At 72.3% G+C, this 18,126-nt stretch carries 16 protein-coding genes; 4 read left to right on the top strand and 12 right to left on the bottom strand.

Annotated elements, in window-relative coordinates; genetic code table 11:
* The 4 genes from bcsA to ME121_RS30070 form a co-directional block, all read right to left on the bottom strand.
* The coding region (bcsA, locus tag ME121_RS30055) for a UDP-forming cellulose synthase catalytic subunit (protein ID WP_059410125.1) at positions 1-2,305 on the bottom strand (2,305 nt) is incomplete at its 3' end.
* Positions 2,305-3,048, bottom strand: coding sequence for a cellulose biosynthesis protein BcsS (gene bcsS / locus ME121_RS30060; RefSeq protein ID WP_059410126.1), 744 nt, complete (start codon positions 3,046-3,048; stop codon positions 2,305-2,307). The genes bcsS and bcsA, both read right to left, overlap by 1 nt.
* A 231-nt stretch (positions 3,049-3,279) precedes the next feature.
* Positions 3,280-3,951 (bottom strand): LuxR C-terminal-related transcriptional regulator, encoded by a 672-nt coding sequence (locus tag ME121_RS30065; protein ID WP_012321712.1) that lies wholly within the window; start codon positions 3,949-3,951, stop codon positions 3,280-3,282.
* Entirely contained in the window at positions 3,951-6,695 is a 2,745-nt protein-coding gene (locus ME121_RS30070; protein WP_059410127.1) for an ATP-binding protein, read from the bottom strand. Before ME121_RS30070 ends, ME121_RS30065 begins: the two co-directional genes overlap by 1 nt.
* Before the next feature lie 158 nt (positions 6,696-6,853).
* Here ME121_RS30070 and ME121_RS30075 point away from each other — a divergent pair, with 158 nt between their 5' ends.
* Positions 6,854-7,165 (top strand): PilZ domain-containing protein, encoded by a 312-nt coding sequence (locus ME121_RS30075; protein WP_012321714.1) that lies wholly within the window; start codon positions 6,854-6,856, stop codon positions 7,163-7,165.
* A gap of 8 nt (positions 7,166-7,173) precedes the next feature.
* Here ME121_RS30075 and ME121_RS30080 read toward each other — a convergent pair whose 3' ends face one another.
* Entirely contained in the window at positions 7,174-7,689 is a 516-nt protein-coding gene (locus ME121_RS30080; RefSeq protein ID WP_059410128.1) for a hypothetical protein, read from the bottom strand.
* Between the two features lie 713 nt (positions 7,690-8,402).
* Between ME121_RS30080 and ME121_RS30085 the strand changes: the two genes are divergently transcribed.
* Positions 8,403-9,359: an antibiotic biosynthesis monooxygenase gene (locus tag ME121_RS30085; protein ID WP_029361170.1), complete on the top strand. Its 957-nt coding sequence runs from the start codon at positions 8,403-8,405 to the stop codon at positions 9,357-9,359.
* Positions 9,360-9,430: 71 nt separating this feature from the next.
* Positions 9,431-10,546: a hypothetical protein gene (locus ME121_RS30090; RefSeq protein ID WP_059410129.1), complete on the top strand. Its 1,116-nt coding sequence runs from the start codon at positions 9,431-9,433 to the stop codon at positions 10,544-10,546.
* Positions 10,547-10,582: 36 nt separating this feature from the next.
* On the opposite strand, the gene glnT is transcribed toward ME121_RS30090, so the two are convergent.
* The 7 genes from glnT to ME121_RS30125 all read right to left on the bottom strand — a co-directional run bounded on the left by glnT (position 10,583) and on the right by ME121_RS30125 (position 16,506).
* Positions 10,583-11,881 (bottom strand): type III glutamate--ammonia ligase, encoded by a 1,299-nt coding sequence (gene glnT, locus ME121_RS30095; protein ID WP_012321718.1) that lies wholly within the window; start codon positions 11,879-11,881, stop codon positions 10,583-10,585.
* 155 nt (positions 11,882-12,036) lie between these two features.
* Positions 12,037-13,365, bottom strand: a complete 1,329-nt coding sequence (locus ME121_RS30100; RefSeq protein ID WP_012321719.1) for an FMN-binding glutamate synthase family protein — start codon at positions 13,363-13,365, stop codon at positions 12,037-12,039.
* Positions 13,365-14,054, bottom strand: a complete 690-nt coding sequence (locus ME121_RS30105; protein WP_053620621.1) for a GltB/FmdC/FwdC-like GXGXG domain-containing protein — start codon at positions 14,052-14,054, stop codon at positions 13,365-13,367. Before ME121_RS30105 ends, ME121_RS30100 begins: the two co-directional genes overlap by 1 nt.
* The gene (locus tag ME121_RS30110; protein WP_059410130.1) at positions 14,054-14,947 is read right to left on the bottom strand and encodes a class II glutamine amidotransferase; all 894 of its coding nucleotides are present in this window, start codon (positions 14,945-14,947) and stop codon (positions 14,054-14,056) included. The genes ME121_RS30105 and ME121_RS30110 overlap by 1 nt, the downstream gene beginning before the upstream one ends.
* 138 nt (positions 14,948-15,085) lie before the next feature.
* The gene (locus ME121_RS30115; protein WP_012321722.1) at positions 15,086-15,691 is read right to left on the bottom strand and encodes a helix-turn-helix domain-containing protein; all 606 of its coding nucleotides are present in this window, start codon (positions 15,689-15,691) and stop codon (positions 15,086-15,088) included.
* 132 nt (positions 15,692-15,823) lie between these two features.
* Positions 15,824-16,189, bottom strand: coding sequence for a response regulator (locus ME121_RS30120; RefSeq protein WP_024828568.1), 366 nt, complete (start codon positions 16,187-16,189; stop codon positions 15,824-15,826).
* Between the two features lie 35 nt (positions 16,190-16,224).
* Positions 16,225-16,506: an STAS domain-containing protein gene (locus ME121_RS30125; RefSeq protein WP_012321724.1), complete on the bottom strand. Its 282-nt coding sequence runs from the start codon at positions 16,504-16,506 to the stop codon at positions 16,225-16,227.
* Positions 16,507-16,825: 319 nt separating this feature from the next.
* Between ME121_RS30125 and ME121_RS30130 the strand changes: the two genes are divergently transcribed.
* Complete coding sequence (locus ME121_RS30130; protein ID WP_029361172.1) at positions 16,826-18,121, top strand: methyl-accepting chemotaxis protein; 1,296 nt, start codon at positions 16,826-16,828, stop codon at positions 18,119-18,121.
* The last annotated feature ends 5 nt before the right edge of the window (positions 18,122-18,126 follow it).

Genomic DNA, 18,126 nt, shown 5'->3' on the forward strand with positions numbered 1-18,126 from the left:
CCGGGACGATCGCGGCCGGGACCTCCGGAGCGGCCGCCGGAGCGGCGCCGCGGTCCCGGAGCGCGTAGGTGACGGCCCGGACCGGCTCGGTGATGCCCCAGGCCAGGAAGCGGAGGCTTCCGGAGAGCAGGTCCTTCGGCCGGCGCCGGCCCGACAGGAACGCCTGCAGGGCGGAGACGTCGCCGTAGATCAGCTCGGCCAGCCCGCGGAACAGCGGGGCGCCGGCTTCCGCAGGCGCGACTTCCCACGCGACCTCCCAGGTGTCGCCCGACAGGCCGGCGCGCGGGCGGAAGGCGAGAACGGCGCCGGACCCCTCGGCGAGGACGATCCGGCCCGGGCTCCCGGCCTCGGCCGCGGCCGGCCAGGTCGACCCGTCGCAGCGGCGCAGGCGGCAGCCCTCGGCGGAGGCGCGCTCCACCACGACCTCGAACACGGCGCCGCCGACCGACGCGACGGCGCGCCGGTTCACCGGCAGGCTGTGGCTGCGCTCGGTCTGACGGCGCTCGGCCACGACGCCGAGGGCCGCGCCCGCGATGACGAGGTTGAACAGGCACCAGAGCCCGACGACCAGCATCAGGCTGGTGACGCCCGGCTCGTAGAGGTAGCGCCACGCGGCCGTCGCGCAGCCCGCCGCCAGCGCCCCGAAGATCGCGAAGAACGGCCACGCCAGCCCCGACAGGTGGTCGCGGTCGAGCCCGAGGCCCTTGTTGGTGACGGTGAAGCTCGGCTTGCGGGGCGACAGCACCACCGAGACGATGGAGCGGGCGAGGTAGACGCCCTGCACGTACTCGTAGAGTTCGGAGACCCACGGCCAGCGCACGTGCCCGTAGAGGTAGTTCTGCATCATCATGTTGGCGACCACGTAGGTCGCCGTGTAGACCAGCGCCTCGTCGATCGAGGAGACGAAGATCTTCACGTCGAAGAAGATGTGCAGCAGCGGCGCGAGCATGAAGATCAGGCGCGGCAGCGGGAAGAACCAGAAGGTCATGCTCGACAGGTAGCAGAGCCTCTGGATCGGCTTCAGGCCGCGCTTGAACAGCGGATTCTTCAGGAGCATGATCTGGAACATGCCCTGGCACCAGCGCGCCCGCTGGCCGATGAAGTCGGCGAAGGTCTCGGGCTGGAGGCCGGCGATCAGCGGCCGGTCGACATAGGCGCTGGTCCATCCGCGGGCGTGCAGCTCGAAGGCGGTCTCGCAATCCTCCGTGATCGTGACGCCCGAGAACCCGCCGACCGCGTCGAGGGCGCTCCGCCGGAGGAGCGCGGCCGAGCCGCAGAAGAACGAGCCGTTCCACTTGTCGAGGCCGGCCTGCGTGACCCCGTAGAACATCTCGTTCTCGGACGGCATCCGGGTGAAGGTCCGCAGGTTCCGCTCGATCGGGTCCGGGTTGATGAAGACGTGCGGGGTCTGCACCAGGAACAGCTTCGGGTCGCGGGCGAACAGGCCCACGGTCTCCCGCAGGAACGGCCGGAACGGCGCGTGGTCGGCGTCGAGCACCAGAACGAGGTCGGCGCGGGCCTGGGTCAGGCCGTTGTTGAGGTTGCCGGCCTTGGCGTGCGCGTTGCGCGCCCGGGTCAGGTAGCGGACGCCCAGCCCGGCGCAGAGCGCCTGCAGCGCGGCGCGGCGGGCCCGCGCCGCGCCGGCCCTGGCGGGGTCCGGGTCGGCGCATTTCTGGTCCGTGCCGCCGTCGTCCAGCAGCCAGACGGTGGCGCGGCCGGCCGGGTAGTCGAGGTTGCGCGCCGCCGCCAGCGTGAGGCCCAGGATCTCGGCGGATTCGTTGTAGGACGGAATGAAGATGTCGACGGTGGGAAGGTCCGCCTCGGGCAGGACCGGCGCGGCGCCGCGGGCCAGCGGCGCGACGTTGATGATCAGGCTGACCGTGAGGATCAGCACGCAGTAGAGTTCCGCCAGCGCCAGCACGACGCCGAGCCCGAAGCTGACGGGATCGTCGAGGGTCGGCAGCGTGCCGGTCACCCGCCAGTAGGCGTAACGGATGACCACGGCCGTGCCGAGCGCCAGGAAGGCCATCCGGGCGAAACCCCGGCGGGGGAACAGCAGCCAGAGCGCGAGCATCCCGGCTCCGGCGGCGGCGCAGAGCACGCCCTGGGCCGTCAGGCCCACCGGCTGCGTCAGGAAGCCGAGGGCGAGGGCGGCGCAGAGCGCCCAGGTCGCCCACAGGAGGGCCATCAGGAGGCGCGGGCGCGCCGCCGGGGCGGCCGGGATGGCGCCCGTGATGGCGCCCGGGATGGCGGTTGGAAGGGCCTGGGCGGGCGCCGGGCCGCCGAGGGGCGTCGCGCGGGCCATCAGAAGCCCGTCCGCATGTCGAGGGCGGTGTAGAGGCCGCCCTTGCGCACGTGGTCGTGGACGTAGCCGGCCGAGAGGCCGAGCTGCACCGCGCCGATCTGCATGCCGCTCAGATGCGCGCCGACCCGCCACTGCCGGTAGTAGTCGTCCCCGAGGGCGGCGAATTCCGGCCCGACATAGCCGCCCGCCAGCGCCGCGATGCCGAAGCGGACGCGGCCGTAATAGGCGTTGAACGCGGTGCTGTAGGTGCCGGTCGCGTGGAACATCGTGAAGGCGGTCGGCCGGACGTAGTAGTCGAGCGCCGTCTTCAGGCCGACGCCCGTGCGGGCCACCGTCTCGGTCAGCCCGGATTGCGCGACCTCGTCGCGGCGCACGGCCAGGCCCACGAAGCCGCTGAGCACGCTGTCCGGGCCGACGAGGGCGTAGCCGGCCATCGCGGCGAGGTCGGCCTGCTGGCCGACGGCGCGGGGGGCGCCGGGGCTCTCGGCCCGGTACGATCCGATCAGCCCGTCGACCCGAACGCGGACGCCGCTGGTGAGCAGGTCGCCCGCCGGAGCGGCCGTCACGGTGGCGCTGGCGAACTGCGAGCCCTGCGACGCGATCGCGGCCGAGGTGTCGACGGCGACGATCCAGGCATCCGGGCCGGCCGGCGTCTCGGCCCCGGTATACCAGTCGGCGGCCCGGGCCGCGGGACATCCCGCCGCGGCCAGGGCCGCGGCCCACGCGATGAGGCTGCGATGCATGTCGATACGCTACGTGACTTGCAGGACACCGACAGAATCCGGCCTCTATCCCTAACCACCCCTTTCCGCGACGCGGACAATACAGAGCGAAGAAGGACTAGGCCGCTATTAGGCGGTCTCCTCGCAGTCGATCCAGTAGACGCCGCAAGATCTCGCCGGGACCGCGCAGCACCCGCAGGCATTCCTCCGCGGCCCGGCGATGCCCACAGGCTGTGGACGGGCCGGCCGGGACTAGGCCGGCCGGCCTAGTCCGGCGAGGATCCGCGGGCCGGTGGCCGCCGCGGCCGCCCGGTTGGCGACGCCGAGGGTGCGCAGGAGGGCGGCGACGTGCACCTTCACGGTGCCCTCGCCGAGATCGAGTTCCCGGGCGATCTCCTTGTTGGAGCGCCCGGCCACGATGCGTTCGAGCACCTCCCGCTGCCGACGGGTCAGCGACACCTCGCCGACCGGCGGCGCGGCCGCGCTGGGCGGCGGGTCCGCCATGAAGGGCGGCACGTAGATCGCGCCGTCGAGGATCGCCGAGACCGCCCGCAGCACTTCCGCGGTCCCGAGGGTCTTGGGCACGTAGCCGTGGCTGCCGGCGGCCAGCGCCGTCAGCACGTCGGCCCGGGCGGTGGAGGCCGAGACGATGGCGGCCTTGACCGCCGGGTAGCATTCCCGGACCGCCGCCACGGAGCCCGCGCCCGCCATGCCGGGCATCTGCAGGTCGAACAGCGCCAGGGCGGTCTCGGGCGTCCCCGAGAGGGCGGCCAGCGCCTCGTCCAGGCTCGCCGTCTCGATCACCCGCGCGAAGCCGAGCTGCCGGGACAGCAGCGACGCCATGGCGAGGCGGAAGAACTCGTCGTCGTCGGCCAGGATCGCGACGCGGCCCTCGGCGCCGGCGCCCGGTCGGGTCGTCGTCATCACCGCGCTCCCGAGGCGGTCCGGAGGGACGCGGGGCCGCCGGAGAGCAGCGTCCGGGTCTCCGCGACGGCCGCCACGGCGAGGTCGCGGGCGCGGGCGAGCATCGCGTCGAAGGTCACGTCGTCGCCGGCCTGTTCCAGGGCCGCGCAGGCCCGGCTGAGCGGCATGAAGCCGAGGAGACCGCTCGCGGCCGCGAGCGCGTGCGCCTCGGCGCGCAGCGTCGCGCGCCCGGCCGCCGTGCCGGCGGTTCCGGGATCCGGGGCCGCGAACGCCTCTCGGGCCCGGCTCTGGAACTGTCCGAGGAGCCGCGCCAGCGTGTCCGGGGCGATCAGCGCCATGTTGTCCGCGTAGCGGGCGCGGTCGAGGGTCGGCTCGTCCTCCGGGGCCGCATCGGCGGATTCGCCGGCCGGTTCGCCGGCGGGGTCGCCGAGCCACCGCGCCACGGCGGCGCAGAGTTCCTGGGGCTCGAACGGCTTGCCGAAATGGTCGTCCATCCCGGCCGCCCGGAACGCCTGAACCTGGTCCGGCAGGACGTTGGCGCTCATCGCCACGACGGTCACCCGCGCGGCGGGGCCCGGCAGGCAGCGGATCAGCCGCGTCGCCATCATGCCATCGAGGCGCGGCATCTGGACGTCCATGAGCACGAGATCGTAGGGCGCCGCCTCGACGGCGCGGACCGCCCCGATACCGTCGGCCGCGACGTCGACGACGTGACCGGCGGCCCTGAGCACGGTGCAGGCCAGCTCGCGGTTGATCTCCACGTCCTCCACCAGGAGGATGCGCCCGGTGCGTCCGGGCCGCGCCGGCGCCGACCGGACGGGGGCCGCGGCGGCCGGCGCCCGCGGCAGGGTCAGGGCGAACCAGAAGGTCGAGCCGCGTCCCTCCGCGGAGACGAGACCCATCGTGCCGCCCATCAGTTCGACCAGCCGCCGGCTGATCGCCAGCCCCAGGCCGGTGCCGCCATACGCGCGGCGGATCGAGCTGTCGGCCTGCGAGAAGCGCTGGAACAGCCGTTCCTGGCGGTCCGGCGCGATCCCGATCCCGGTATCGGTCACGCTGAAGCGGATCGTGTCGCCGCGCGGACCGGCCTCTTCGTGGAACAGGTCGACGGTCACCCGGCCCCGCGGCGTGAACTTCACGGCGTTGTTGAGGAGGTTCAGCAGGATCTGCCGCAGCCGCCCGGGGTCGCACACCAGCCGGTCCGGCACCGCGGCGTCGATCTGGGCGACCAGATCGAGGCCCTTGGCGCGGGCCGGCGCCTCGACGATGCCCAGGCAGGCATCGACGAGGGGGCGCAGCGCGACCGGTTCGGGGTCGAGGTTGATCGCCCCGGCCTCGACGGACGAGAAGTCCAGGATGTCGTCCACGACGGTGCGGAGGTTCGCCCCCGCGGTCGCGGCGAGTTCCGCGTAGCGCCGGAGATCGCCGTCGAGCCGGCCGGATTCGGCCAGCAGCCCGGCGAAGCCGATCACCGCGTTGAGCGGCGTGCGGATCTCGTGGCTCATCGCCGAGAGGAACTCGGTCTTGGCCGCGTCGGCGCGCTCGGCCTCGGCGCGGGCCGCCTCGGCCGCCGCCTTGGCGGCGATCAGCGCGCGCTCGCCGTCCTTCCGGGCCGTGATGTCGAGGGTCAGGCCGACGATCCGCGCCGCGACGCCGTCGCGGTCGCGATGGGGGCGCCCGATCGCCTGGATCCAGCGGCAGCCGCCGCCCGCGTCCGGCACCCGGAACGCGACGTCGAAGGTCCTGCGCTCGGCCGCGGCCGCCCGCACCGCCCGCAGGGTCGCGGCGCGATCCGCGGGGACGACCCGCCGCATCCCCTCGGCGACGTTCACCACCGCCGGACGGTCCCCCGAGAAGCCGAGGCGGCGCGCGCTGTCGGGCGACAGGATCAGGTCGCGGCTCGCGAGGTCGAGGTCGAACAGGCCCGCGCCCGCCGCCTCCTGGGCCAGGCGCAGGAGCTCGCCCTTCTCGACCAGCGCTTCCCGGGCGCTGACGATCTCGTCGATGTCGAGGGCGGAGCCGAGCCAGCCGATCAGGTCGCTGCCCATGTGCAGGGGCCGGACCACGAACTGGTGCCAGCGGAAGCGGCCGGCCCGGTCGGCGACCCGGCCCTGGATCTCGCTCGACCGGCCCTGCACGCGGGCCTTGGCGTAGGCCCCGGCGATCCGGCCGGCGTCCTCGGGGTGGAACCGGTCCGTGCGGGCCGCGCGGGTGGTGGGGATCGGGCCGCAATAGGCCTCGAAGGCCTGGTTGACGTAGATCGTCTCGCCCGTGTCGGCCCGCTCCATCCAGACGAGCTGCGGCAGCGTGTCGACGAGGGCCCGGTAATGGTCGCGGCTCGTGCGCAGGTTCGCGTAGGTCTGCTCCGGCTCCGAGGCCGCGCGGACCGTGACGACCCGATCCGCCGTGCCGGCGATCGCGCGCACGACCAGCACCGTCGCGACCCAGCCCGGATCACCCCGCATCCGCACGAGCGCCGTGTCGGACCGGCCCGCGCCCGCGGCGTCCGCGAGGGCGCCGGCATCCTCCGGGTGGAGGGCGTCGCGCAGCGGATGCCCGACCAGGCCTTCGGCGCCCGCGCCGAGGATCGACCGGCCCCCCGCGGACGCGAAGGTCACCCGACCCGCACCGTCGAGGCGCAGGATCAGCCCGGCCGCGGCGTCGACGATCTGGCGCAGGGCCTCGGTCTCCGGACCGGGGGCGCCGGGGCGGGCGGGCTGGGCAAGGGGCAGGTCTGCGCTCATCGGCTCCGACACGGGCGGGCGCGGAACTGTGCGCGCGGGCGCAGTGTCGTGGCAGAAGGTTAACCGGCTCTTTACCTTAACCGAGAATGTATTTGTCTCTATTAGGTCGGTGTGGGTGTCTATAGTCGAGATGAAGTCGTCCTGCCCGCGAGGGCACCATGCGTGAGGCCGGCGACCGCCGCGCGGCGCCCCGCTTTCCGGTCACGCTCTCGGCCCGGGTCCGGGACGCGGGGCGCAGCTATCGGGCGGCGATCCTCGACGTCAGCGCGGGTGGCCTGCTCATGGCGATGCCCGACGCGTTCGCGGCCGCGCCCGGAACGGAGCTGGTGATCGACGCGGCGATCCTCGGGACCGTGCGCGCCCGCGTCGTGACGACCAGCGCGCGCGGGGTCCATGTCCAGGTCGACGCGGATGCGGAGGCCTACAGCCTCGCCGTGCAGCGGGTCTCGCGGATCGCGCGATCCTGGTAGCGCCGCGCTCAGGTGTTGAAGTCGAGCAGCCGGGAACTGGCGAAATCGGTGTTGCGGGCGCCGTCGCTGCCGTAGCCGATGGTCCGGCTCTGCGTCCGCTGCATCTGCTGGATGAAGGAGGCCAGCGTCTCGCTGGGGCTGAGGCGCGCGTCGCCCGACGCGGTCGGGTCCTGGGACGCGTCGGGAGTTCCGCTGGTGGCGGAACGCGCCGGTTGCGCGGCCGGGGCATCCGCCGGATCGGCGGTTGCCCCGACCTCGGGCGCGGTGAGCAGCTGGCGGAGCACGCCGCCCTGGTCGCCGGTGATCCGGCCGGCGGTGATCTGGTTGTCGATCAGGGCGTCGATGCGGTCCCGGATCCGGGCCGGGTCGAGAGCCGGCGCCGCGGGGGCCGTCGCGGCGCTGCTCGACGCCGCCCGGGCCGCCTCGCCCGCCACGACGCCGGTCACCGGTTCGGCGTGCGGGGTGCTGCCGTCGAGAACGCGCGGCGTCAGGGACGTGCTGAGCCCGGCGGGCGGTCCTGACACGGCATTCATCGCGGCACGCACACACCCCAGAGGCCCTACGACAGCCCCCGGGTATGGTCGGTTAGTGTTAAGGCTGCCTTACGGGGCGCCGGCCCGTCCGGCCGGGGCTGCCCGGCCAAGGGTGCCCGACAAGGCTGCCCGGCCAGGCTATCCGGTGAGGACCGTCCGGCCGGGCCCTCGGCGGCGCGCGTCGGGGAACGAACGTCTCCAGCCCGCCTCTTTTTTGTTGTCGCTCCGTCCCAGCGTGGCGGGCGCCGGGCCGGGCTGGAGCCGAAAAATTTCGGCGTTCCAGGACCCGCGCGCGCGAGATAAATATCGTCGAAGACTTTCGGCTAAAAAGACGAGTGCTGTAGAGAGCGTATCGTATTTACAAATAATATATTTGTCTTCCGTGTTGAGGTCTTGACTTCGGCAGAGGCTTGTCTGCTGATGCAGGCTTGCAGGGCAGTGCCGCCAGACAAGTGGTGAACGCTGGATGCAAGATCAATTCTCGGTTGTTTCTCCTCGTGTTTCGCGGAGCGGCAGGTCCCCGCGAGTCTGTCGCCGTCCCGGTGTCTTGGCCCACGAACCCGTCGCCCGGTCCGCCGGAGGTGGAGCCCGTCGGGACCGTCCCGGACCCGCCGGGCGGTGACCGGAGGCGGGGCCGAGGGCCGTCCGCCTCTCCGCACGAACGCGCGCGTGCAGACAGCCGTGCAACGGAAGCGCGTAGGGTCATGAGCGGTGCCACAACGTCCGTCAGCATCGTGACGCAGACGACCATCCGGCCGGAGAGCGCGGACGCCTTCGCCCGATGGCAGACCGACACCAGTGCCGTCGTGGCGGCCTTTCCCGGCTTCATCGAGCAGCAGCTGATCCCGCCGCGCCCGCCGCTGCAGGTGGACTGGGTGATCGTGCAGCGGTTCCACAGCCTGGAGCAGGCCAAGGCCTGGCTGGCCTCCCCCGAGCGGCAGGCCCGCATCCAGGGCGCCACGCCGATGCTCGTCGGCCGCGACGACGTCCACATCGTCAAGGACGACTCCAGCGCGGCCCGGACCTCGCCGGTCAGCGCGGTGATCAGCACCCGCGTGAAGCCCGGCATGGAGGCGGCCTACCTCCGTTGGGAGCAGAGGATCGCGGCCGCGCAGTCGCGGGCGCCCGGCATGCAGGGCTACCGGTTCGAGCCGGCCGTGCCGGGGGTGCAGGAGGACTACGTCGCGATCCTGCGCTTCGACAGCGAGGCGAACCTGCGCACCTGGATGGACTCGCCGGAGCGGCAGGCGCTGGTCGCCGAGGCGGTGCCGATGACCGCGGAATTCCACACCCGGACGGTGCAGAGCGGCTTCGAGCAGTGGTTCCGCAACGTCGCGCCGCCCGGCGGGGCGGCGCCCGCGGCGTGGAAGATGAACATGATCGTCGTGCTGACGCTCTACCCGACCGTGTTCCTGTGGGGCGTCCTGGTCGGCACGCCGATCCTCGCCGGGCTGCTGAAGGTGGATTTCCCGGTCGCCCTGTTCATCGGCAACGTGTTCAGCGTGCTGCTCACCTCCCTGATGGTGCCCTGGACGGCCCGGCGGCTGGACTGGTGGCTGACGCCGGATCCGGCGCGGCGGACCCGGGTCAACCTGCAGGGCGCCGCGCTGCTGATCGCCGCCTACGCGGTCATGATCCTCGTGTTCTGGAAGCTGTTGTGACCGGCGTCGCGCCGGGGCGGTCGCGGTCCGCGGGGCGCCGTTCAGAGGACGGGCCAGGGGAGGGGCGCGCGATGCTCCGGTCGGTGTCCCGGGTGAGCCCGCTCTCGGCTGCGGGGCTGCTGATCCTGGCCTGCGGGACCGGGCTGGCCGGTCCGGCCCGCGCCGAGCCCGAGCCGGCCCCGGCCACCGCCTCAGCCGCGGCGCCGACGCCGGCCGCGGCCCGCACGAGGCGCCAGGAGGCCGGCGTTCCCGTCGCGGCCGCCACCGTGATGGCGGCGCCGCCGCCGTCCGTCTTCGCCTTCTCCGACACTGTGGTGAGCTACCGCTTCCAGGGGCCCTCCGCGGAGCCCGGCCTCCGGGTCCAGCGTCCCGACGGCCAGTTCGTGGGGCGCGAGGTCCCCAAGAACGTGATCAACCTGTTCCACGCCAATTCGTGGGCCTACGGGACGAACCTGCTCTCCCTCGACATCCTCCGGTCCGGATCCCAGGACCCGGCGGGCAATCGGGTCGGCAGGTTCGAGGGCGTCGGCGCCACCGAGTTCTACCTGATCTACCGGGGCGTCCTGAGCCTCAACCAGGTCTTCGACACGCAGGCCCTCGCCGTTCCCGGTATCGTCAAGGATATCGGCCTGTCGTTCGGGGCCGACGTCAACACCAAGGACACGACCTTCGATTCCGAGAAGCGCGCCGGCACCTTTGGGTTGAGCTTCGCCTTCGACGTGCCGGCCGGGTTTGTGAACCTGAAGGTCCAGGGCTACAAGGAATTCTCCCGCAACGGCTTGGCGGGAAACGGTCCCGTACCGGGCAATTCCGGGCGCGATGCCGTACCGGGCTTCGACTACGCGCACTTCCGCAGCGTCGAGTTCAAGATGACGCCGGAATTCGAGATCACCTACACGATCCCGCTGCCGTTCACCGGGCTGCCGCTGTCGCTGGCCGGCTTCAACACCATCGTCCTGCCCAAGGGCCGCTACGGCACGATCAACCAGTACGACACGCAGCCGGAATTCGTCTCGCAGACCAACCTCGTGCTCGATGTCGGGCAGCTGCTCGCCGACACGCCCAACCGGGTCGAGGTCTTCGCCGGCTTCCAGTACTGGCACAACAAGTTCCGCGGCGACCCGCGGCGCACCCTCAACACCGAGGAGAAGGCGCTGATCGCCGGGGTGGCCTACCACCTGAAATGAGACGGCCGGTCGCGGCGCGGGCCGTTCCGCGCGGCTTCAGCAATCCAAGGTCGTGTCCCGCTCCCACTGGGTGAGGTGCTGGCAGTAGGCGTTCCACTCCTCGTTCTTCAGCTTGAGATAGCTCGGCACGAAGGGGCCCAGGGCCTCGCCGAGGATCGCGCTGCCCGACAGGGCGCGCAGGGCGTCCAGCATGTTGAGGGGCAGCCGCTTCAGGCCCTCGACCGTGTGGCCGTCGGTGTACATGTTGATGTCGAGGCGCGGGCCCGGATCCCGGTGGTTGCGGATCCCGTCGAGGCCGGCCGCCAGGATCGCCGCCTGGAGCAGGTACGGGTTGACGGCCCCGTCGGCGAGGCGGAACTCGAACCGCCCCGGCCCGGGGATGCGGATCATGTGGGTGCGGTTGTTGCCCGAGTAGGTCACCGTGTTGGGCGCCCAGGTCGCCCCCGAATTGGTCCGGGGCGCGTTGATCCGCTTGTAGGAGTTGACGCAGGGGTTGGTGATCGCCGCCAGCGCGTCGGCCGAGTGGATCAGGCCGCCGATGAAGTGGTAGCCCGTCGGCGACAGGCCGGTCGGGTCGGACGGGTCGGCGAAGACGTTCCGCCCGTCCCGCCAGAGAGAGACGTGGGCGTGGCAGCCCGAGCCGGTCAGCTCCGCGAACGGCTTGGGCATGAAGGTCGCGCGCAGGCCGTGCTTCTCGGCGATCGAGCGGGTCATGTACTTGAAGAAGGCGTGGCGATCGGCGGTGACCAAGGCGTCGTCGTAGTCCCAATTCATCTCGAACTGGCCGTTCGCGTCCTCGTGGTCGTTCTGGTAGGGGTTCCAGCCGAGGGCGAGCATCGCGTCGCAGATCTCGCTGATCACGTCGTAGCGCCGCATCAGCGCCGACTGGTCGTAGCAGGGCTTCGTCTGCCGGTCGGACATGTCGGCGGGCTCGGCGCCGTCGGCGGTGATCAGGAAGAACTCGCACTCGACGCCGGTCTTCATCGCGAGGCCGAGATCCGCCGCCTCGGCGATCAGGCGCTTCAGCAGGTTGCGGGGCGCCTGCTCGACGGGGCGCTCGTCCATGACGAGGTCGGCCGGCAGCCAGCCGACCTCGGGGCGCCAGGGCAGCTGGATCAGCGCGTCCGCGTCGGGGATCGCGAGGAGGTCGGAATCGGCCGGGCTCATGTCGAGCCAGGTGGCGAAGCCCGCGAACCCCGCGCCGTTCCGACAGGTGCTGGCGATCGCCGCGGCCGGGACCAGCTTGGCCCGCTGGGTCCCGAACAGGTCGGTGTACGAGACGAGGAAGTACTTGATGCCGCGCTCCTTGGCGGCGGTCTCGAGATCGAGCGACATCGCGTGCACCCTCACTAGGGCCGACGAGGGCCGGAACGGGGGAGGGGTCGCCCGGCGGCGGCCCCAGTCTCTCGGAGCGCGGTCGTCAGAGCGCGGCGCTCATGGTCCCGCGCTCACGGCCCGGCGCTCATGGCCCGGCGCTCATGGCCCGGCGCTCACAGCCCGGCCTTGCCGGGGATCCAGTCCGTCCCGGCGAGCGGGACCTGGGCCATGGCCGCGGCCTCGATCGTCAGGGCCACGAGGTCCTCGGGCTCCAGGTTGTGGAGGTGGCTCTTGCCGCAGGCGCGGGCGATGGTCTGCGCCTCCAGGGTCATGACGGCGAGGAAGTTGGCGAGGCGCCGGCCGCCGAGCACGGGGTCGAGCCGCCGGGCGAGTTCCGGATCCTGCGTGGTGATGCCCGCCGGGTCCTTGCCCTCGTGCCAGTCGTCGTAGGCGCCCGCCGTGGTGCCGAGCGCCGCGTACTCGGCCTCCCAGCGGGGATCGTTGTCGCCGAGCGCGATCAGCGCCGCGGTGCCGATCGCCACCGCGTCGGCGCCGAGCGCCAGCACCTTGGCGACGTCGGCGCCGGAGCGGATGCCGCCGGAGACCACGAGCTGGACCTTCCGGTGCAGGCCGAGGTCCTGGAGGGCCTGCACGGCGGGCCGGATCGCCGCCAGGGTCGGGATGCCGACATGCTCGATGAACACGTCCTGCGTGGCCGCGGTGCCGCCCTGCATGCCGTCCAGCACGACGACGTCGGCGCCGGACTTCGCCGCGAGGGCGGTGTCGTAGTAGGGGCGGCTCGCCCCGACCTTCACGTAGATCGGCTTCTCCCAGTCGGTGATCTCGCGCAACTCCTCGAGCTTGATCGCGAGGTCGTCCGGACCGGTCCAGTCCGGGTGGCGGCAGGCCGAGCGCTGGTCGATGCCCGGCGGCAGGCAGCGCATCCCGGCGACTCGCTCGGTGATCTTCTGCCCGAGCAGCATGCCGCCGCCGCCGGGCTTGGCGCCCTGGCCGATCACCACCTCGATGGCGTCGGCCCGGCGCAGGTCGTCCGGGTTCATGCCGTAGCGGGAGGGCAGGTACTGGTAGACCAGCGTCTGCGAGTGGCCCCGCTCCTCCGGGGTCATGCCGCCGTCGCCCGTGGTGGTCGAGGTCCCGGCGAGGCTCGCGCCCCGGCCGAGGGCCTCCTTGGCGTTGGCCGAGAGGGAGCCGAAGCTCATGCCGGCGATGGTCACCGGGGTCTTCAGGCGGATCGGCTTCGCGGCGAAGCGGTCGCCCAGCACCACCTCGGTGCCGCACCGCTCGCGGTAGCCCTCCAGCGGGTAGCGGCTGATCGAGGCGCCGAGGAACAGCAGGTCGTCGAGATGCGGGAGCGCGCGCTTCGCGCCGGCGCCGCGGATGTCGTAGATGCCGGTCGCGGCCGCCCGGCGGATCTCCGCCATGACCTCGGGGGTGAAGGTCGCCGAGGTGCGCGGGACCGTGCGCGGGGGCGTCTCGGCCATCAGTAGGCTCCGGCGTTGTCGACGTGGAAGTGGTAGAGGCTGCGCGCGGACCCGTAGCGGCGGAACTCGCCCGGATCGACCTCGCCCGCGAGGCCCGCGGCCGCGAGCTTGGCGTAGAGCTGTTCCCGGTGCGCGTCGCCCATCGGCTTCTCGACGCAGTCGGCGCCGAGGCTCGTCACCGCGCCGCGGACGTAGAGCCGGGCCTCGTAGAGCGAGTCACCGAGCGCCTCGCCGGCATCGCCCAGCACCGTCAGGGTTCCGGCCTGGGCCATGAAGGCCGACATGTGGCCGATCGACCCCTTCACGAGGATGTCGACCCCCTTCATCGAGATGCCGCAGCGCGCGCCGGCATTGCCGTCGATCAGGAGCAGGCCGCCCTGGGCGGTGGCGCCGGCCGACTGGCTGGCGTCGCCGCGCACGTGGACGACGCCCGACATCATGTTCTCGGCCACGCCGACCCCGGCATTGCCGCCGATCACGACGGTGGCCCGCTTGTTCATGCCGGCGCAGTAGTAGCCGGCATTGCCCTCGATCTCGACGTGGACCGGGGCGTCGAGGCCCGCCGCGATGGCGTGCCGTCCGTCCGGGTTCACGACCGTCCAGCGGGTCTCGTTCGTGTCGGGACGCAGGGCGTGGAGGGCGCGGTTCAGGGCGCGCAGCGGCTCGGCGCGCAGGTCGACGGTCGGCATCAGTGGCGCTCCCAGGCGTAGACCTTGGCGGGCTCCGGCTCGAAGACCCGGGCGGCCTCGATACCGGGCAGGCCCACGAGGGCGCGGTACTCGGAGCCGAAGGCCACGTAGGCGTCCGTCTCGGCCATGACGGCGGGCTTGCAGGCGATCGGGTCGCGCAGGACCGCGAAGCCCGTCCGGGTGCCGACCACGAAGGTGAAGAACCCGTCGAGATCGGTCAGGCTCGCCTGCAGGGCCTCCTCGAGGGAGGCGCCGGCGCGCATCCGCCAGCTCAGGTAGCCGGCGGCGACCTCGGTGTCGTTGCTGGTGGCGAAGTGCACGCCCTCCCGGCGCAGCCGCCGGCGCAGGTCGTTGTGGTTGGACAGGGAGCCGTTATGGACGAGGCACTCGTCGAGCCCCGTCGAGAACGGGTGCGCCCCGTTCGTGGTCACGGCGCTCTCGGTCGCCATCCGGGTGTGGCCGATGCCGTGGCTGCCCGCCATGCCGGCGAGGTCGAAGCGGTCCGCCACCGCGGCGGGCAGGCCGACCTCCTTGTAGATCTCCATCCGCCGGCCCGCGGAGACGACGTCGATCTCCGGCGCGTGGTCCGCGAGCCAGGCGCGGACCGCGTCCGCCGCCGCCGCGTCCACGCTCAGCACCGTGTGGGTATCCCGCGCGCGCGCCGCGCAGTCCTGGCCCGTCTCGGCCTCGAGCCGGGTCACGACGGCGGGCAGCGCCCGCGCATCCGCCCCGCGCAAGGTGAGCTTCACCCCGGCGGCGGCGTCGCCGTAGACGGCAAAGCCGGCGCTGTCGGGGCCGCGATCGGTCATCGTCCCCAACATCGTGGAGAGCAGCGCGCCGAGCTGCGGTTCCAGGCTCGGAGTCTTCAGGAATAGTCCGACGATCCCGCACATGACGCTGCGAACTCCGTGCCGCCTGCCGGCCTACGGCTCGCACGGCGTCCCGGATTCGTCAACTGAGGATCACTAAAATTTCCTGCCGAGAAATTAGCCACCGGCTGCGGCGAGGTCGGGCAGGCGGGCGCGCCGCGTTCACTGCCGGGGATAGGCGATGATCGACAGGTAGGTCATCGGCCGCTTGATCAGCGCCTGCGGCCCGTGCAGCGCCTCGGCGTCGAACAGGAGCGCGTCGCCCGGCTTGAGGTGGTAATCCTGCCCGGCGTGGCGGTAGCTCACCTCGCCGCTCAGCATGTAGATGAACTCGATGCCCGCGTGGCGGAAGCCGGTATAGACCTCGGCATCCTCCTCCAGGGTGATGAGGTAGGGCTCGAGCACGGTCTCGCCGCGGATGCCGGCGCCGAGCAGTTCGTAGATGTGCCCGACCTTCGTGCCGCGCCGCTCGATGACGACCCCGGTGCCCTTCTTCACGTAGGAGCAGTCGCGGCTCTCCTCGAAGGCGGCGAAGAGGGTGGTGATCGGCACGTTGAGCGCCTTCGCCACCGCGTTGACCGTGGCGAGCGACGGCGAGATCTGCCCGTTCTCGATCTTCGAGACCATGCCGGGCGAGATGCCGGCCGCCGCGCTGAGATCGGCGACCGAGAGTTCCCGCTCGCGGCGCAGGGCGCGGACCTGGTGCCCGAGGGCCCGTTCCAGGCTCTTGCCGTCCTCGGTCGGCGCGTTCGAACCGGTATTCAGCATGGAAGGCCCGTGAACTGGAAGACCCCGCGGCCGGAGGCGTCCCGGCCGGTCGATCCAGGTCCATAGCCGATTGCACCGCGTTCCGCAGGCCCGCCGCGCGGGGCGGGGCGGGGCCGTCCCGGCCGCGCGGCCTCAGGCGCGGACGAGCTTGCCCACGACGGCGAGCAGCTGCTCGGGCTTGAACGGCTTGGTGATCCAGCCGGTCGCCCCGGCCGCCTTCGCCTGCTGCTTGATCCCCTCGTCGGATTCCGTGCTCAGGAAGAGGATCGGCACCCCCGTGCAGCTCGGCAGAGTCCGCAGCTGCTTGATCATCTCCAGCCCGTTCATCACCGGCATGTTGAGATCGGTGATGACGAGGTTGACGCTCTCGCTCCGGGCCTTCGCGAGGCCTTCGGCGCCGTCGCCGGCCTCGATCACCGTGTGGCCGGCCGGGCCGAGCACCACCTTGATCATCTGCCGGATGCTGGGCGAGTCGTCGACGGCGAGGACAGTGGCCATGACACGTATTCCGTTCTTGCGCCTGGAGCGCGCGCCTAGAGGACCGGCGCGCTGGGGAGTGCGATCGCGGCGCGCCGGAACGCGCTCTCCACCGCCGGAGGGACGTTGACCAGCGCGACGCCGGCGCCGCGCCGCCGCGCCGCCTTGTCGGCCGCGAGTACGATCTGGACGAAGGTGATGTCCGCGCGCTCGACCGCCGCGCAGTCGAGGGTGAGGTGCGCCGCGCCGGCGAGCGCCGCCGCCAGCGTGTCCTGCAGCGACCGGACGGTCCGGATGGTGCAGTCGGGAGCGAGCGTGAGGGCGGGAGCCTCGGACATGCGGGTTCGTGACCTCGACGACAGACTTGCGGGGCGACGCGCCGCCCCGTTCGAGTCAACACCGTGGCGGGTAAATTCTTCCTGAAGGTTCGGCCAATCGAGGGCGGCTGACGCGGGGGCGGGTCCAGCACAGGACGGAGGTCTGCCCTGCATTGAATAGTCTTCCTGATTTAATACTGCGATCTGCGTCTCCCGTTGCAGCCTTCGGCCGACCGATAACGCTTTCTTTAACGGCGATCCTTAGCCTCGGGCGGGCACCGACCGTCGGATTGCCGCTTGACCCGCGCGCATCGGTCGACGCCGAGAGATCCGCCCGCCGATGTCCTTCCAAGCCGCCCACGACATTCTCAGGCAGGTCCCGGGCCGGTTTCGCCGGCCCCAGATGCGTCCCGAGCTGCGACCCGATGGCCGGGGCGATGGCCGGGGGGATGGCCGGGTCGAAGACCGGCCCGGATCGGGCGCGGCGCCCGGCGCCGCGATCCCGCCGGCCCCGCCCGCGGAGGCGGCCGCGTCATCCATCGAGTCCGAGCCCGCGCCGCCGCACGTCGCGATGCCGGCCGAGCCGGCACCCGCCGCGGGGGCGGCCGACCTGCTCCAGGCCTGGCTCGGCCTCTCGGCGCAGCAGCGGGCGCTGCTCGACGCCCTCGTCGCCGAGCTCGGGATCGTCTCCACCGACGTGGAGGCCAACGTCCACGGCCTGTCCAACCGCTTCCAGAACATCGCCGCCTCGACCTGCGAGCAGTCGGAGATCGTCCGGGGGCTCGTCGCCTCGGTTCAGACCGTCCAGATCGACGACAAGACCCTGCAGCTCGGCGACGTCGCCGCCGGCCTCGGCGAGACGCTCACCGCGCTGATCGAGCGGATCACCCTGATGTCGTCCCGCGGCTCGACCCTCGCCCAGGGGCTCACGGGGGTGCTCGAGGGCCTGACGTCGGTCGAGGGCAGCGTCGCGCAGATCGAGCGGATCAACCGCCAGACCAACCTCCTCGCCCTGAACGCCAAGATCGAGGCGGCCCGGGCCGGCGCCAGCGGCGCGGCCTTCGCGGTGGTCGCCGACGAGGTGCGCGGCCTCGCCACGACCATCAACGCCCTGTCGGACGTGATCAAGCAGCAGATCGGCACCATGGCGGCCGGCCTGCGCAGCAGCCACGCCCTGCTGGGCGACATCGCGGCGATCGACATGTCCGAGGAGAGCCGGACCGCCGAGACGCGCGTCCGCATGGTGATGCGGGCGCTGGTCGAGCAGAACGCGCAGGTCGCGGGCATCCTGCAGCAGACCGCCGAGACCACGCAGGCCATCACGCAGGATGTGTCGGCGGCGATCGTGGCGATGCAGTTCCAGGACCGGGCCAAGCAGCGCATCCAGAACGTCGAGGGCCTGCTGCGCTCGGCCGGAGCGGAACTCGGCCGGCTCTCCGCCGACAGCGCGGACCGCGTCGCGGCGCCGGGTGCGGCGGCCGACCCGGCCTGGATCGAGGCGGCGATCGGGAGCTGCACGCTGGGTGAGGTTCGGGCGCGCCTGACGGAGCGCCTGCTCGGCGGTGCCCCCGCCACCGCGAAGCCGGCCGCCGACGCTGCGGCCGCCGACGATCTGGACGGCATCGACCTGTTCTAGGCGCC

Source organism: Methylobacterium sp. ME121, assembly GCF_000974725.1.
GTDB lineage: Bacteria > Pseudomonadota > Alphaproteobacteria > Rhizobiales > Beijerinckiaceae > Methylobacterium > Methylobacterium radiotolerans.

Coding starts and splice junctions, on each gene's coding strand:
- bcsS (WP_059410126.1), bottom strand. CDS start 3,048: ATGCATCGCAGCCTCATCGCGTGGGCCGCGGCCCTGGCCGCGGCGGGA.
- ME121_RS30100 (WP_012321719.1), bottom strand. CDS start 13,365: ATGGCCGAGACGCCCCCGCGCACGGTCCCGCGCACCTCGGCGACCTTC.
- ME121_RS30115 (WP_012321722.1), bottom strand. CDS start 15,691: ATGCTGAATACCGGTTCGAACGCGCCGACCGAGGACGGCAAGAGCCTG.
- ME121_RS30075 (WP_012321714.1), top strand. CDS start 6,854: ATGCGTGAGGCCGGCGACCGCCGCGCGGCGCCCCGCTTTCCGGTCACG.
- ME121_RS30085 (WP_029361170.1), top strand. CDS start 8,403: ATGAGCGGTGCCACAACGTCCGTCAGCATCGTGACGCAGACGACCATC.
- ME121_RS30120 (WP_024828568.1), bottom strand. CDS start 16,189: ATGGCCACTGTCCTCGCCGTCGACGACTCGCCCAGCATCCGGCAGATG.
- ME121_RS30070 (WP_059410127.1), bottom strand. CDS start 6,695: ATGAGCGCAGACCTGCCCCTTGCCCAGCCCGCCCGCCCCGGCGCCCCC.
- ME121_RS30110 (WP_059410130.1), bottom strand. CDS start 14,947: ATGTGCGGGATCGTCGGACTATTCCTGAAGACTCCGAGCCTGGAACCG.
- glnT (WP_012321718.1), bottom strand. CDS start 11,881: ATGTCGCTCGATCTCGAGACCGCCGCCAAGGAGCGCGGCATCAAGTAC.
- ME121_RS30125 (WP_012321724.1), bottom strand. CDS start 16,506: ATGTCCGAGGCTCCCGCCCTCACGCTCGCTCCCGACTGCACCATCCGG.
- ME121_RS30090 (WP_059410129.1), top strand. CDS start 9,431: ATGCTCCGGTCGGTGTCCCGGGTGAGCCCGCTCTCGGCTGCGGGGCTG.
- ME121_RS30105 (WP_053620621.1), bottom strand. CDS start 14,054: ATGCCGACCGTCGACCTGCGCGCCGAGCCGCTGCGCGCCCTGAACCGC.
- ME121_RS30065 (WP_012321712.1), bottom strand. CDS start 3,951: ATGACGACGACCCGACCGGGCGCCGGCGCCGAGGGCCGCGTCGCGATC.
- ME121_RS30130 (WP_029361172.1), top strand. CDS start 16,826: ATGTCCTTCCAAGCCGCCCACGACATTCTCAGGCAGGTCCCGGGCCGG.